Annotated in this window: 13 protein-coding genes; 7 read left to right on the forward strand and 6 right to left on the reverse strand. The window is 64.2% G+C overall.

Annotation, left to right across the window (positions count from 1 at the left end):
- Positions 1 to 68 precede the first annotated feature (68 nt).
- Positions 69 to 965, forward strand: a complete 897-nt coding sequence (locus tag F6X61_RS11675) for a D-hexose-6-phosphate mutarotase (RefSeq protein WP_153786763.1) — start codon at positions 69 to 71, stop codon at positions 963 to 965.
- Positions 966 to 1,054: 89 nt separating this feature from the next.
- Here F6X61_RS11675 and F6X61_RS11680 read toward each other — a convergent pair whose 3' ends face one another.
- The 5 genes from F6X61_RS11680 to F6X61_RS11700 form a co-directional block, all read right to left on the reverse strand.
- Positions 1,055 to 1,588 carry a DUF3299 domain-containing protein gene (locus tag F6X61_RS11680; RefSeq protein ID WP_178125806.1) on the reverse strand — a complete coding sequence of 178 codons (534 nt, stop codon included), beginning with the start codon at positions 1,586 to 1,588 and terminating at the stop codon, positions 1,055 to 1,057.
- A 50-nt stretch (positions 1,589 to 1,638) separates the two neighbouring features.
- Complete coding sequence (locus F6X61_RS11685) at positions 1,639 to 1,884, reverse strand: GlsB/YeaQ/YmgE family stress response membrane protein (protein WP_050707557.1); 246 nt, start codon at positions 1,882 to 1,884, stop codon at positions 1,639 to 1,641.
- 95 nt (positions 1,885 to 1,979) lie between these two features.
- On the reverse strand, positions 1,980 to 3,062 hold the full coding sequence (locus F6X61_RS11690) for a 5-(carboxyamino)imidazole ribonucleotide synthase (protein WP_153786765.1): 1,083 nt from the start codon (positions 3,060 to 3,062) through the stop codon (positions 1,980 to 1,982).
- A 10-nt stretch (positions 3,063 to 3,072) separates the two neighbouring features.
- A complete protein-coding gene (gene purE / locus F6X61_RS11695; RefSeq protein WP_110995095.1) occupies positions 3,073 to 3,564 on the reverse strand; it encodes a 5-(carboxyamino)imidazole ribonucleotide mutase in 492 nt (163 codons plus the stop codon).
- A 171-nt stretch (positions 3,565 to 3,735) separates the two neighbouring features.
- A complete protein-coding gene (locus tag F6X61_RS11700) occupies positions 3,736 to 4,665 on the reverse strand; it encodes a LysR substrate-binding domain-containing protein (protein ID WP_153786766.1) in 930 nt (309 codons plus the stop codon).
- A 181-nt stretch (positions 4,666 to 4,846) separates the two neighbouring features.
- Here F6X61_RS11700 and aspA point away from each other — a divergent pair, with 181 nt between their 5' ends.
- The 4 genes from aspA to F6X61_RS11720 all read left to right on the forward strand — a co-directional run bounded on the left by aspA (position 4,847) and on the right by F6X61_RS11720 (position 9,859).
- Positions 4,847 to 6,271 (forward strand): aspartate ammonia-lyase, encoded by a 1,425-nt coding sequence (gene aspA, locus F6X61_RS11705; protein ID WP_110995093.1) that lies wholly within the window; start codon positions 4,847 to 4,849, stop codon positions 6,269 to 6,271.
- 259 nt (positions 6,272 to 6,530) lie between these two features.
- The gene (locus F6X61_RS11710) at positions 6,531 to 7,523 is read left to right on the forward strand and encodes an AraC family transcriptional regulator (RefSeq protein WP_153786767.1); all 993 of its coding nucleotides are present in this window, start codon (positions 6,531 to 6,533) and stop codon (positions 7,521 to 7,523) included.
- Between the two features lie 189 nt (positions 7,524 to 7,712).
- Complete coding sequence (locus F6X61_RS11715) at positions 7,713 to 8,753, forward strand: histone deacetylase family protein (protein ID WP_153786768.1); 1,041 nt, start codon at positions 7,713 to 7,715, stop codon at positions 8,751 to 8,753.
- 2 nt (positions 8,754 to 8,755) lie between these two features.
- Complete coding sequence (locus tag F6X61_RS11720) at positions 8,756 to 9,859, forward strand: polyamine ABC transporter substrate-binding protein (protein WP_153786769.1); 1,104 nt, start codon at positions 8,756 to 8,758, stop codon at positions 9,857 to 9,859.
- Between the two features lie 71 nt (positions 9,860 to 9,930).
- On the opposite strand, the gene F6X61_RS11725 is transcribed toward F6X61_RS11720, so the two are convergent.
- Positions 9,931 to 11,460 (reverse strand): PLP-dependent aminotransferase family protein, encoded by a 1,530-nt coding sequence (locus tag F6X61_RS11725; protein ID WP_153786770.1) that lies wholly within the window; start codon positions 11,458 to 11,460, stop codon positions 9,931 to 9,933.
- Between the two features lie 90 nt (positions 11,461 to 11,550).
- Here F6X61_RS11725 and F6X61_RS11730 point away from each other — a divergent pair, with 90 nt between their 5' ends.
- Both F6X61_RS11730 and F6X61_RS11735 read left to right on the forward strand, forming a co-directional pair.
- Positions 11,551 to 12,180, forward strand: coding sequence for an FMN-binding negative transcriptional regulator (locus tag F6X61_RS11730; protein ID WP_153786771.1), 630 nt, complete (start codon positions 11,551 to 11,553; stop codon positions 12,178 to 12,180).
- Between the two features lie 12 nt (positions 12,181 to 12,192).
- Entirely contained in the window at positions 12,193 to 12,639 is a 447-nt protein-coding gene (locus F6X61_RS11735) for a GNAT family N-acetyltransferase (RefSeq protein ID WP_153786772.1), read from the forward strand.
- The last annotated feature ends 1 nt before the right edge of the window (position 12,640 follow it).

A 12,640-nucleotide genomic window follows, 5' to 3' on the forward strand; every position in this document is an offset into this window, starting at 1 on the left:
GCGAGCGGTAAACTCATTGCAGGCTAACGGGTCCAACGGCCCGACAGGCATTCAATGAGACGAGCGCAATGGCTACTTTCAAGGTCGACACCGAGCTACACGGCGAACTCAACTGCTGGCGCATCACCAGCGACCGCGCCGAACTTCTGATCGCCCAGCAGGGCGCGCAGGTCCTCAGCTACCAGCGCATCGGCGAGCCGCCCCTGCTGTGGCTGAGCGACCAGGCCATCTTCCGTAAGGGCAAGTCCGTGCGTGCCGGGGTACCGGTGTGCTGGCCCTGGTTCGGCAATCTGCAGCGCAACCCGCAGTCGGTGCAGAACATGTTCCAGGGTGAACAAGCACCGGCCCACGGCCTGGCTCGTGGCCGCGACTGGCAGTTGCTCGGCATGGAAGAGTCAGGCAACAGCCTGCTTATCGAATTCACCCTGCCCGAAGCCCAGGGCGAATTGCCAGGCTGGCCCCATGAGGTCGAACTCAAGCTGCAGGTGGAGCTGGGCGATCAGTTGCAACTGACCCTCACCAGCTACAACCTCGGCAATACCAACGTCACCCTCAGCCAGGCCCTGCACAGTTACTTCGCCGTGAGCGATGTACGCCAGGTGCAGGTGGAAGGCGTCGATGGCCTGGGCTATATCGAAACCCTGGCCGACTGGGAGCAGCGCCAGCAGCAGGGCAACCTGGGCTTCGCGGGCGAGACCGACCGCATCTACCTGAACGCCCCCCAACGCTTGAGCATCGTCGACCCGCACTGGAACCGACGCATCAGCCTGCAGGCCAGCGGCTCACGCAGCGCGGTGATCTGGAACCCCTGGACCGACCGCGCCCAGGAGCTGGCAGACATGGCCGACGATGGCTGGCAGCGCATGCTGTGCATCGAGACGGCGAATGTGTGGGATGACGTGGTGACGCTCAAGCCTGGGGCGAGTCATTCGCTGGGGCTGGTGATCGGCAGCGAAATGATCTGATAACGCAATCGCGGGGCAAGCCCGCTCCCACGCCGACCGCTAATGACAGCGTGGGAGCGGGCTTGCCCCGCGATGGGTTTCACGGCCGATCAAAGATCGGCATCCTCCACCACCCTCACCTTCCCAGCATCCAGCGCATAGGCCGCATCGGCCAGGTCATTGCTGACCTTCTCCACCTTCAATTGGCCGGTCACCCACAGCGGTGTGTAGATATCGTCGATCTTCAACCCTTTCGGATAGCGCACCAGCACCAGCTGGTTCGGCGGCGGTGGCGGCACGTGGATACAGGCGCCGGGGTACGGCACCAGGAAGAACAAGGTGCTGTTGCCCTTGGCATCGCTCTCCAGCGGCACCGGGTAGCCACCCAGGCGGATCTGTTTGCCGTTCATGGCGGCGACGGTCTTGGTCGAGTACATAACCGCCGGCAGGCCCTTGCTCTGCTTCAGGCCACCTTTGGCAGTGAACACACCCTGGGCTTCGGGGGAATTGTGGTCGATCTCGGGCATCTGCTCGAGGGCCTTCTGGTCCGACTTGGGCATCAGCTCCAGCCAGTCGGTTTCGGGCAGCTCGGCATGGGCCAGGGCGCTGACAAGCAGCAGGGGGATGAGGAAAAACGCACGCATGGAAATGCTCGGCAACTCAGGTTTGAATTGCCGAGCATTCTAGCCTGTGTTCAGTTCTTCTTGATGAAGCCGTAGATCACCAGAAGGATGATCGCGCCGACCAGGGCCCCGAAGAAGCCCGCCGCCTGCCCGGCCTGGTAGATGCCCAGGGCCTGCCCGCCATAGGTGGCGGCCAGGGAGCCGGCGATGCCGAGGAGGATGGTCATGATCCAGCCCATGCTGTCGTCCCCGGGTTTCAGGAAGCGCGCCAGCAGGCCGACGATCAGGCCGATGAAGATGGTTCCAATGATGCCCATGGCAATCCCTCTGTGGTGAAGTGGAACAAGCCAAAGCCTAGACAGCGCTTTGGCTTGTCGCCATTTCAGAGGGGCGGTTGCCGTAAGAAGTTCGCTCAGCCGGCGATCAAAGCCTCTACTTCGGCGATCTTGGCCTTCAGCGTGGCCATGTCGGCGCAACGCAGGGTAGCGTGGCCAACCTTGCGCCCGACCTTGAAGGCCTTGCCGTAGTGGTGCAGGTGGCAATCGTCGATGGCGATGACTTTGTCTACCGCCGGCACTTCGCCGATGAAGTTGAGCATGGCGCTTTCGCCGACCTTGGCGGTCGAACCCAGCGGCAGGCCGGCAACGGCGCGCAGGTGGTTCTCGAACTGGCTGCACTCCGAGCCTTCGATGGTCCAGTGCCCGGAGTTGTGCACGCGCGGGGCGATTTCGTTGGCTTTCAGGCCACCGTCGACCTCGAAGAACTCGAAAGCCATCACGCCGACATAGTCCAGCTTCTGCAGCACGCGGCCAACGTAGTCTTCGGCCAGGGCCTGCAGCGGGTGCGCGTCGCTTGCCACCGACAGCTTGAGGATGCCGCTCTCGTGGGTGTTGTGCACCAGCGGGTAGAAGCAGGTTTCGCCATCGCGAGCGCGCACGGCCACCAGCGACACTTCGCCGGTGAACGGCACGAAGCCTTCCAGCAGGCACGGCACGCTGCCCAGTTCGGCGAAGGTGTCGATTACGTCTTCCGGTTTACGCAGGACTTTCTGGCCCTTGCCGTCATAACCCAGGGTGCGGGTCTTGAGCACGGCCGGCAGGCCGATGCTGGCCACGGCGGCGTCGAGGTCGGCTTGCGAGAGGATGTCGGCGAAGGCTGGGGTGGGGATCCCCAGGTCACGGAACATGCTCTTCTCGAACAGGCGGTCGCGGGCGATGCGCAGGGCTTCGGCGCTTGGGTACACCGGCACGAACTGCGACAGGAAGGCGACGGTTTCCGCCGGCACACTTTCGAACTCGAAGGTCACCAGGTCGACTTCGTCGGCCAGCTGGCGCAGGTGGTCCTGGTCGCCGTAGTCGGCGCGCAGGTGCTCGCCCAGGGGCGCGGCGCAGGCGTCCGGGGCCGGGTCGAGGAAGGCGAAGTTCATGCCCAGCGGGGTGCCCGCCAGGGCCAGCATGCGGCCCAGCTGGCCGCCACCGATTACACCGATCTTCATATCGTCAGCCTCAAGCCTGGCGCGGGTCTGGATTGTCCAGCACGGTGTCGGTCTGCTCGGTGCGGAACTGCTTGAGCGCCGCGTGGAACTGCGGGTGCTTGGCACCGAGGATGCTCGCCGACAGCAGGGCGGCGTTGATCGCGCCGGCCTTGCCGATGGCCAGGGTGGCCACCGGGATACCGGCCGGCATCTGCACGATCGACAGCAGCGAATCGACGCCCGAGAGCATCGACGACTGCACCGGTACGCCCAGCACCGGCAGATGCGTCTTGGCGGCGCACATGCCCGGCAGGTGGGCGGCGCCACCGGCACCGGCGATGATCACCTCGATGCCACGGCCTTCGGCCTCATCGGCATACTGGAACAGCAGATCCGGGGTGCGGTGGGCGGAAACCACCTTCACTTCGTAGGGAATGCCGAGTTTTTCCAGCATATCGGCGGTGTGGCTAAGGGTGGACCAATCGGACTTGGAGCCCATGATCACGCCAACCAGTGCACTCATCGTCGAGCCTCTTCGCTTGTGCGCCCGCAGGCGCGTCAAAAAACAACAAGCCACGCGGGACGACCGGCGTGGCTTGTTTGCTGATCTGGACCGGAGCTATCCGGTCGAAAGGCCGCGCAGTATACCGTAACGCAGGCCCATCACGGCACCCCCGGCGACCAACTGTCGCCCTTATTTTTCGGGGCCTTGGCTGACTTTTGGGTCAACTGAACCGCCTTCCAGCTTGCGCCACAGCAAGCGCACGTTGGCCTTGCGCACCAGGGCACAGCGATACAGGCGGATTTCCAGCGGTACATGCCACTGGCTGGCGCCGCAGACCACCAACTCGCCACGCTCCAGCTCGCCGCGCATGGACAACTTCGGCACCCAGGCGATGCCCATGCCTTCCAGTGCCATGCTCTTGAGGCTGTCGGCCATGGCCGTTTCATACACCGTGGTATAGCGCAGGTTGCGCTGGCGCAGCAGCAGGTTGACCGAACGGCCGAGGAAGGCGCCGGCGCTGTAGGCCAGCAACGGCACGCTGCCCTCGCCTTCCAGGTCGAACAACGGCTTGCCATCGGGGCCGACCGCACACACCGGGAGCATTTCGGTGTTGCCCATGTGCAAGGAAGGGAAGATTTCGGCGTCCATCTGCAGCGCGGCATCCGGGTCGTAGAACGCCAGCATCAGGTCGCAGCCACCCTCGCGCAATGCATGCACCGCATCACCCACGTTGGTGGCCACCAGGCGGGTGGCAATGTTCAAGCCGTCGTTGCGCAACTGGGCGACCCAACGCGGGAAAAACCCCGAAGCCAGCGAGTGCGCCGCCGCCACCTGGATCACCTCGCCCTGCCCGCCTTCAAGGTGATGCAAATGACGAAGAACTTCGCTCAACTGGTCGACAACAGTACGCGCGGTGACGAGAAACAGCTGCCCGGCCTCGGTCAGTTCGATGGGGGTGCGGGAACGATTCACCAAAGTCAGCCCCAAGGCCGCTTCCAGGCTGCGGATACGCCGGCTGAAGGCTGGCTGGGTGACGAAGCGGCGCTCGGCCGCTTGCGAGAAACTGCGGGTTGAGGCCAGGGCACTGAAGTCCTCCAGCCATTTGCTTTCGAGGTTCATCGACTACTCCGCAACGCGTGCACCAAAATGGAACACGCTCGATTGTCAATCGGCGTCACATCAAACCGTATGCCGTTTGTGCATAGGTTAGCGTGCAACAGCATTGGCCGACAAATCTGCCCAGCCCTAGCATTGGCGGCATTCCGGCAGGTGCCGGGTCAAAATCGAGATGATATCCATCATGTCCTCCGCTGCATCGTTCCGCGTCGAAAAAGATCTGCTTGGTACCCTTGAAGTCCCTGCCGATGCCTACTACGGCATCCAGACTCTGCGCGCTGCCAACAACTTCCACCTCTCCGGTGTTCCGCTGTCGCACTACCCGAAACTGGTAGTCGGCCTGGCGATGGTCAAGCAGGCAGCTGCTGACGCCAACCGTGAGCTGGGGCACCTGAGCGATGCCAAGCACGCCGCGATCAGCGCAGCCTGCGCACGACTGATCAAGGGCGACTACCACGAGCAGTTCGTGGTGGACATGATTCAAGGCGGTGCTGGTACTTCCACCAACATGAACGCCAACGAAGTCATCGCCAACATCGCGCTGGAGGCCATGGGCCATCAGAAGGGTGAGTACCAGTACCTGCACCCGAACAACGATGTGAACATGGCGCAGTCGACCAACGACGCCTACCCGACCGCGATCCGTCTGGGTCTGCTGCTGGGCCACGACGCCCTGCTGGCCAGCCTCGACAGCCTGATCCAGGCGTTCGCTGCCAAAGGTAAAGAATTCGACCACGTACTGAAGATGGGCCGCACCCAGCTGCAGGACGCCGTACCTATGACCCTGGGCCAGGAATTCCGCGCCTTCGCCACCACCATGACCGAAGACCTGCAGCGCCTGCGCTCGCTGGCTCCGGAACTGCTGACCGAAATCAACCTGGGCGGCACCGCCATCGGTACCGGCATCAACGCCGACCCTGGCTACCAGGCCCTGGCCGTACAGCGCCTGGCAACCATCAGCGGCCAGCCGCTGGTGCCGGCTGCCGACCTGATCGAAGCCACCTCCGACATGGGCGCCTTCGTGCTGTTCTCCGGCATGCTCAAGCGCACCGCGGTCAAGCTGTCGAAGATCTGCAACGACCTGCGCCTGCTGTCCAGCGGCCCACGCACCGGCATCAACGAGATCAACCTGCCGGCGCGTCAGCCAGGCAGCTCGATCATGCCAGGCAAGGTCAACCCGGTTATCCCGGAAGCCGTCAACCAAGTCGCCTTCGCCATCATGGGCAACGACCTGGCCCTGACCGTCGCTGCCGAAGGTGGCCAGCTGCAGCTGAACGTGATGGAGCCGCTGATCGCCTACAAGATCTTCGACTCGATCCGCCTGCTGCAACGCGCCATGGACATGCTGCGCGAGCACTGCATCGTCGGCATCACCGCCAACGAACAGCGCTGCCGTGAACTGGTCGAGCACTCGATCGGCCTGGTCACCGCCCTGAACCCGTACATCGGCTACGAAAACGCCACCCGTATCGCCCGCGTTGCCCTGGAAAGCGGCCGCGGCGTGCTGGAACTGGTGCGCGAAGAGAAGCTGCTGGACGAAGAGATGCTCAACGACATCCTGCGTCCGGAAAACATGATCGCTCCACGTCTGGTTCCGCTGAAGGCGTAACCCGACCGTAGCAAACAGTCTCACCAGGTCGAGGGACTAGACACCTCTCAACCTTTCAAGGGCCCGAGCGCACGCATCGGGCCCTTTTTTTATGCGCGTGTCACCCCACCTGTGGGAGCGGCTTTAGCCGCGAAGCAGACAACGCGGTGCCTGGCACCGGCTGCGCCGGTGTTCGCGGGTAAACCCGCTCCCACAGGGGCAACACACCCCGGCACACAACTTGCTCCATAATGCCCCTCAGCCCCACGGGACACCGAGCATGCTGCACAGCCACCTCACCACCCTCAATGCCGTTTCGCTGATCCTCCAGGTGTTCCAGGAACAAGACGTGGACCCGCAGCAGCTGCTCGCCGGCAGCGGCATTGGCCTGGCAGACCTTGAGCACCCGGACGCCCGCATCACCACCCAGCAAGAGCTGCAGGTATGCGCCAACGCCCTGGCCCGGCGCGAGGACATCGGCCTGGAGCTGGGCCGGCGCATGCATGTGTCGTGCTACGGCATGCTCGGTTACGCGCTGCTCTCCAGTGCCACTTTGGGTGACGCCCTGCGGCTGGCGCTGAGCTTTCCGGCACTGCTGGGAACAGTTTTCCAGTTGCGCCTGGTGGATGATGGCCAGCGTGTGTGGCTGTGCGCCAGCGACCACTACGACGCGCCAGGGCTGGCCGCCTTCAATGCCGAGTTCTGCCTGGTGTCGCTGAAAGTGATCTGCGACGACCTGCTCGGCCGCCCGCTGCCCTTGCTGGCGGCACGCTTCGAACACCCCCGCCCCGATTACCACGCGCTCTACGCCGGTGCATTCGCCTGCCCGCAGGGCTTCGATGCGGGCGACAACGCTTTCGCCTTCGAACGCCGCTGGCTGGACATGCCGCTGCCGCTGGCCGACCCGATCACCCACAAGGCGATGAGTGAACGCTGTCGGCGTTTGAACCTGGAGTTCACCGGGCGCCAGGCCTGGCTGGGGCGGATTCGCCAGCTGCTGCTCCAGCAGCTGGATGCGGCGCCTGGGCTGGAGGGCCTGGCACGGCAGATGAACTGTTCGTCGCGCACCTTGCGCCGGCACTTGCAGGCGCTGGGCAGCAGTTATCAACAGCTGCTCGACGAGCTGCGCTTCGAGCGGGCCAAGCAATTGCTGGCCGAGGACCAGATGCCGATCTACCGGATTGCCGAAACGCTGGGGTTCAGTGAGACGGCGAGTTTCAGGCATGCCTTCCAGCGTTGGAGCGGCGTGGCGCCGAGCCATTTTCGCGGTTGACCTGAACCGGCCCTATCGCGGGGCAAGCCCGCTCCCACGTGACACCTGTGGGAGCGGGCTTGCCCCGCGATAGGGTCTGCCAGGATGACTTGGCCACATTGATCCCCTTTTGGCCGTTTGCAACGTCCCCCGGTCTGCCGGCCGCCCACCAGAATGGGCCCACGCCAGTGATTACCCGGAGAACAACAAATGCTGACGATCTATTCCGATGACCACCGCCTGCACCACGGCCGCTGCGAGCTGATCGACGGCAAGCTGATGCCCTGCTTCGAGATGCCCTCGCGCGCCGACCATGTGCTGGAACAGGTGAAAAAGCGCAACCTTGGCGACGTCCAAGGCCCGACCGACTTCGGCCGCGCCCCGCTGCAGCGCATCCACAGCGCCGACTACCTGAACTTCTTCGAAGGCGCCTGGGCACGCTGGGCCGCGCTTGGTCACGACGGCGACCTGTTGCCCTTCACCTGGCCGGCACGCACCCTGCGCCAGGTCAAACCTACCGGCCTGCATGGCGAGCTCGGTTACTACAGTTTCGACGCCGGCGCGCCAATCACCGCCGGTACCTGGCAGGCCGCCTACAGCGCCGCGCAAGTCGCGCTCACCGCCCAGGCGGCAATCCAGCAAGGCGCCCACTCGGCCTTCGCCCTGTGCCGCCCACCAGGGCACCACGCCGCCGCCGAAGTGATGGGCGGATATTGCTACCTGAACAACGCCGCCATCGCCGCCCAGGCTTTCCTCGACCAGGGCCGGCGCAAAGTGGCCATCCTCGATGTCGACTACCACCACGGCAACGGCACCCAGGACATCTTCTACCAGCGCAACGATGTGTTCTTCGCCTCGATCCACGGCGACCCGCAGGACGAATTCCCGTTCTTCCTCGGCTATGCCGACGAGATCGGCGAGGGTGCGGGCGAAGGCTGCAACATCAACTACCCACTGCCCGCCGGCAGCGACTGGGCGGCCTGGAACACTGCGCTGGAAGCGGCCTGCCAGCGCATCGCCGAGTACGACGCCGACGTGCTGGTGATCTCCCTGGGCGTGGACACCTTCAAGGACGACCCGATCTCGCAGTTCAAGCTGGACAGCCCGGACTACCTGGAAATGGGCAAACGCATCGCCCAACTCGGCAAGCCGACCCTGTTCGTGATGGAAGGTGGCTACGCTGTGGAGGAAATCGGCATCAACGCGGTCAATGTGCTGGAAGGCTTCCAGCGCGCCCAGCCAGGAGCCTGAACATGGTCCGACTCAAGCGTCTGCTCGCCCCACTCATCGCAGCCAGCCTGTTCACCGGCGCCCTGCAGGCCAACGCCGCACCGGGCACCCTGCGGGTGTACAACTGGTTCGACTACATCACCCCGCAAACCCTCGTCGACTTCCAGAAGGACAGCGGGGTCAAGCTGATCTACGACATCTTCGACACCAACGAGGCGCTGGAAGCCAAGCTGCTGACCGGCAACTCCGGCTATGACGTGGTGGTGCCGTCCAACGTGTTCCTTGCCAAGCAGATCGAGGCCGGGGTGTTCCAACCCCTGGACCGCAGCAAGCTGCCCAACTGGCAGCACCTGGACCCGGCGCTGATGAAACTGATCGAAGCCAACGACCCGGGCAACAAATTCGCCGTGCCCTACATGTACGGCACCGTGCTGATCGGCTTCAACCCGGCCAAGGTCAAGGCAGTACTCGGTGATAACGCGCCGGTGGACAGCTGGGACCTGATCTTCAAGGAAGAGAACATCGCCAAGCTCAAACAGTGCGGCGTGGCGCTGCTCGACTCGCCGTCGGAGATTTTGCCGCTGGCGCTGTCGTACCTGGGCCTGGACCCCAACAGCGGCAAGCCGGCGGACTATCAGAGGGCTCAGGACCTGCTGATGAAGATCCGCCCGCACGTGACCTATTTCCACTCCTCCAAGTACATGGCCGACATCGCCAATGGCGACATCTGCGTGGCGGTGGGCTATTCCGGCAGCTTCTCCCAGGCGGCCAACCGTGCGCGCGAAGCCAAGAACGGCGTGGTGGTGGACATGCGCCTGCCCAAGGAAGGCGCGCCGATCTGGTTCGACATGCTGGCGATCCCGAAGAACGCGGCCAACCCGGAAGATGCCCACACCTTCATCAACTACCTGCTGCGGCCTGAGGTCATTGCACCGATCAGTGATTTCGTCGGCTACCCGAACCCGAACAAGGATGCGACCGACAAGGTCAGCCCGGCGATCCGCAACAACCCCAACCTGTACCCCACGGCCGAAGCGATGGCCAAGTTGTATACCCTCAAGCCGCTGCCGCGGGATGCCGAGCGGGCGCGGACGCGGGCCTGGACCAAGATCAAATCCGGCACCTGAACCATCGCGGGGCAAGCCCGCTCCCACGCAGCCTGTGTACGGCTCGTGGGAGCGGGCTTGCCCCGCGATAGCTACTTCCAGGCCTTGCGCAGCCGCATCAATGCATCCGCAATCTGCGCTTCAGGCACCGCCGCAAACCCCAGCACCAGCCCCGCCCGCTTATCCACAGGCACCTCGCTGTCATCCAGCCAGTAACTACTCAACGGATTGAGCTCCACCCCCACCGCCTCGGCCCGCGCCACCAGTTCCTGCTCGCGTGCAAAGTTATCCACAGCCACTTTCACATGCAGCCCCGCCGCCACTTCCGGCATTGCCCCCAGCCCCGGCACATCCACCGGCCAGCCAGCCTTCAACACATTCCTGCGCGCCAGCGCCGCCCGGCGCATGCGACGGATATGCCGCTGGAAATGCCCCTGGGCCATGAACTGCGCCATGACGCACTGGCTACCCACTTCCGAATGGCGCACCGCCAGCGCCTTGGCCTGGCTGAACACCTGCACCAGAGGTTTGGGCAGCACCAGGTAGCCCATTCGCAGCGCCGGGAAAGCGATCTTGCCGAAAGTGCCGACGTACAACACCCGGCCCTGCCGATCCAGCGCAGCCAGCGGCGCCAGGGGCGCGCCGCTGTAGCGATACTCGCCGTCGTAGTCGTCCTCGACGATCCACCCGCCCTGGCGCTCGGCCCAGGCCAGTAACGACAGGCGCCGGGCCAGGCTCATGGTGACGCCGGTCGGGTACTGGTGGGCCGGGGTCACATAGGCCAGCCGACAGTCCGGCAGCTCGGCCAGGCGCGCACAGTCCATGCCCTCTTCATCCACCGGCACGCCGCTGACCCTTGCCCCCGCCAGGGCGAAGGCGTGCCCGGCGGCGCGATAGCCTGGGTTTTCCACAGCCACGCCGTCACCGGGCTGTAACAGCAGCTGTGCACAAAGGCTGATCGCCTGCTGCGCGCCACTGGTGATCACAATTTGTTCAGCCGTGCAGGAAAGCCCCCGCGAGCGACGCAGATACGTGGCGATCAGCTCACGCAACTGCACCTCTCCCGCCGGGTCGCCATAACCGAGCAGCGCCGGGTCGGGATTTCGCCAGAAACCCGCTTGCAGCTTGGCCCAAACCTCGAAAGGAAACAGATCGAAGGCGGGCAGGCCGACCCTGAAAGCCTTCGGCGAGCCGCTTCTGGGTGGCGGCAAATGATGATTTTTCAGACGCTGCAATGGCTCGCTACACGCGATGAAACTGGATAAATCCTCAGTGTCAGATGCCTGAAATGTGGATAAACCTGTTGATAAACCCCGGGATAACCCTGTGGACAGTTGTGTGGATAGTTTTCCCAGCCGGCTCACGTAGGTGCCATCGCCTACCCGGCTTTCGATGAAGCCTTCGGCATACAGCTGGTCGTAGGCGCGCACCACGCTGTTGCGCGACAGCGCCAGCATCGCCGCTAGGTCGCGGGTAGCCGGTAGCCTTGTGCCACCTTCCAGGCGCCCATCCAGCACGCGGGCGCGCAGTGCCTGATACAGCTGTTGGCTGAGCCCGCGGCGGCGGCGGTCGAGGACGATGCCGGCCGGATCGAAAGGCAACGCGTGGGTACGCTCGCTCATGGCATTGGACCTATTAAAACAGTCATGAATGGCTCTTACACAGAACCAATAGCCTGCCTAGGATGAAGCCACTGCACAAGGATCCCCGGCATGTACAACAGCAAACCGCACCAGGAACACGACCTCGGCCGCCTGCACCAGCACATGCTGCAAACCCGCCTGGCCACACTGGTCAGCCATGGCGAACAGGGGCTGCTGGCCACCCATTTGCCGGTGCTGGTCGCCACCGACGAGGGCGAGTTCGGTACGGTCTATGGCCACCTCGCCCGGGCCAACCCTCAATGGCAGGACCTGGCGCAAGGCGCTGAAGCCTTGCTGGTATTCCCCGGCGCCGACGCCTATGTGAGCCCCGGGTTCTACCCGAGCAAGGCCGACAACCCCAAGGTGGTGCCCACCTGGAACTACACGGCGGTGCATGCCTGGGGCCCGGCGGCGGTGATCCACGAGCCCGCCGCCTTGCTCGACATCGTCAGCCGCCTGACCGACCGCCACGAGCAAAGCCGCGCAGCGCCGTGGCGCGTGGCCGATGCCCCTGCGGACTACCTCGACGGCATGCTGCGCGCCATCGTTGGCATCCGCCTGCCCATCACGCGTTTGCAGGGTGCACGCAAACTCAGCCAGAACCGTTCGGCACAAGACATCGCCGGGGTACGCGAAGGCCTGGCCGCCAGTGCCGACCCTGTGGATAACCAACTCGCCGCGCACATGCGCGACCTCTGAAGGAAAAGGCCCATGACCAGCATTACCCTGCGCCCGGTGGGCGCGAACGACCACGCCGCCTGGCTGCCCCTGTGGCAGGCCTACCTGCGCTTCTATGAAACCGAACTGCCCGAGGCGGTCAGCGCCAGCACCTGGCAACGCCTGCTGGACGGGTACGAGCCGACCCATTCGGCGCTGGCCTGGGTCGATGGCAAGGCAGTGGGGATGGTCAACTTCATCTACCATCGTTCCAACTGGAGCATCGAGCCTTCCTGCTACCTGCAGGACCTCTACGTGGACAGCGCAGTGCGGGGCCTGGGCATCGGCCGACAGCTGATCGAGCATGTCTACGCCACGGCCAAGGCCGACGGCTGCGCCAAGGTGCACTGGCTGACCCACGAAACCAACGCCACCGCCATCAGCCTGTACGAGCAGGTTGCCGAGCGCCCCGGCTTCATCCAATTTCGCAAAGTACTGTAGG

The organism is Pseudomonas sp. EMN2 (assembly GCF_009650555.1).
Classification (GTDB): Bacteria; Pseudomonadota; Gammaproteobacteria; order Pseudomonadales; family Pseudomonadaceae; genus Aquipseudomonas; species Aquipseudomonas sichuanensis.

Bases quoted from the DNA above. Each gene is read 5' to 3' on its own strand.
- F6X61_RS11675 (WP_153786763.1), top strand. From the start codon at position 69: ATGGCTACTTTCAAGGTCGACACCGAGCTACACGGCGAACTCAACTGC.
- F6X61_RS11710 (WP_153786767.1), top strand. From the start codon at position 6,531: ATGCTGCACAGCCACCTCACCACCCTCAATGCCGTTTCGCTGATCCTC.
- F6X61_RS11690 (WP_153786765.1), bottom strand. From the start codon at position 3,062: ATGAAGATCGGTGTAATCGGTGGCGGCCAGCTGGGCCGCATGCTGGCC.
- F6X61_RS11725 (WP_153786770.1), bottom strand. From the start codon at position 11,460: ATGAGCGAGCGTACCCACGCGTTGCCTTTCGATCCGGCCGGCATCGTC.
- F6X61_RS11735 (WP_153786772.1), top strand. From the start codon at position 12,193: ATGACCAGCATTACCCTGCGCCCGGTGGGCGCGAACGACCACGCCGCC.
- aspA (WP_110995093.1), top strand. From the start codon at position 4,847: ATGTCCTCCGCTGCATCGTTCCGCGTCGAAAAAGATCTGCTTGGTACC.
- F6X61_RS11715 (WP_153786768.1), top strand. From the start codon at position 7,713: ATGCTGACGATCTATTCCGATGACCACCGCCTGCACCACGGCCGCTGC.
- F6X61_RS11700 (WP_153786766.1), bottom strand. From the start codon at position 4,665: ATGAACCTCGAAAGCAAATGGCTGGAGGACTTCAGTGCCCTGGCCTCA.
- F6X61_RS11680 (WP_178125806.1), bottom strand. From the start codon at position 1,588: ATGCGTGCGTTTTTCCTCATCCCCCTGCTGCTTGTCAGCGCCCTGGCC.
- F6X61_RS11730 (WP_153786771.1), top strand. From the start codon at position 11,551: ATGTACAACAGCAAACCGCACCAGGAACACGACCTCGGCCGCCTGCAC.
- F6X61_RS11720 (WP_153786769.1), top strand. From the start codon at position 8,756: ATGGTCCGACTCAAGCGTCTGCTCGCCCCACTCATCGCAGCCAGCCTG.
- F6X61_RS11685 (WP_050707557.1), bottom strand. From the start codon at position 1,884: ATGGGCATCATTGGAACCATCTTCATCGGCCTGATCGTCGGCCTGCTG.
- purE (WP_110995095.1), bottom strand. From the start codon at position 3,564: ATGAGTGCACTGGTTGGCGTGATCATGGGCTCCAAGTCCGATTGGTCC.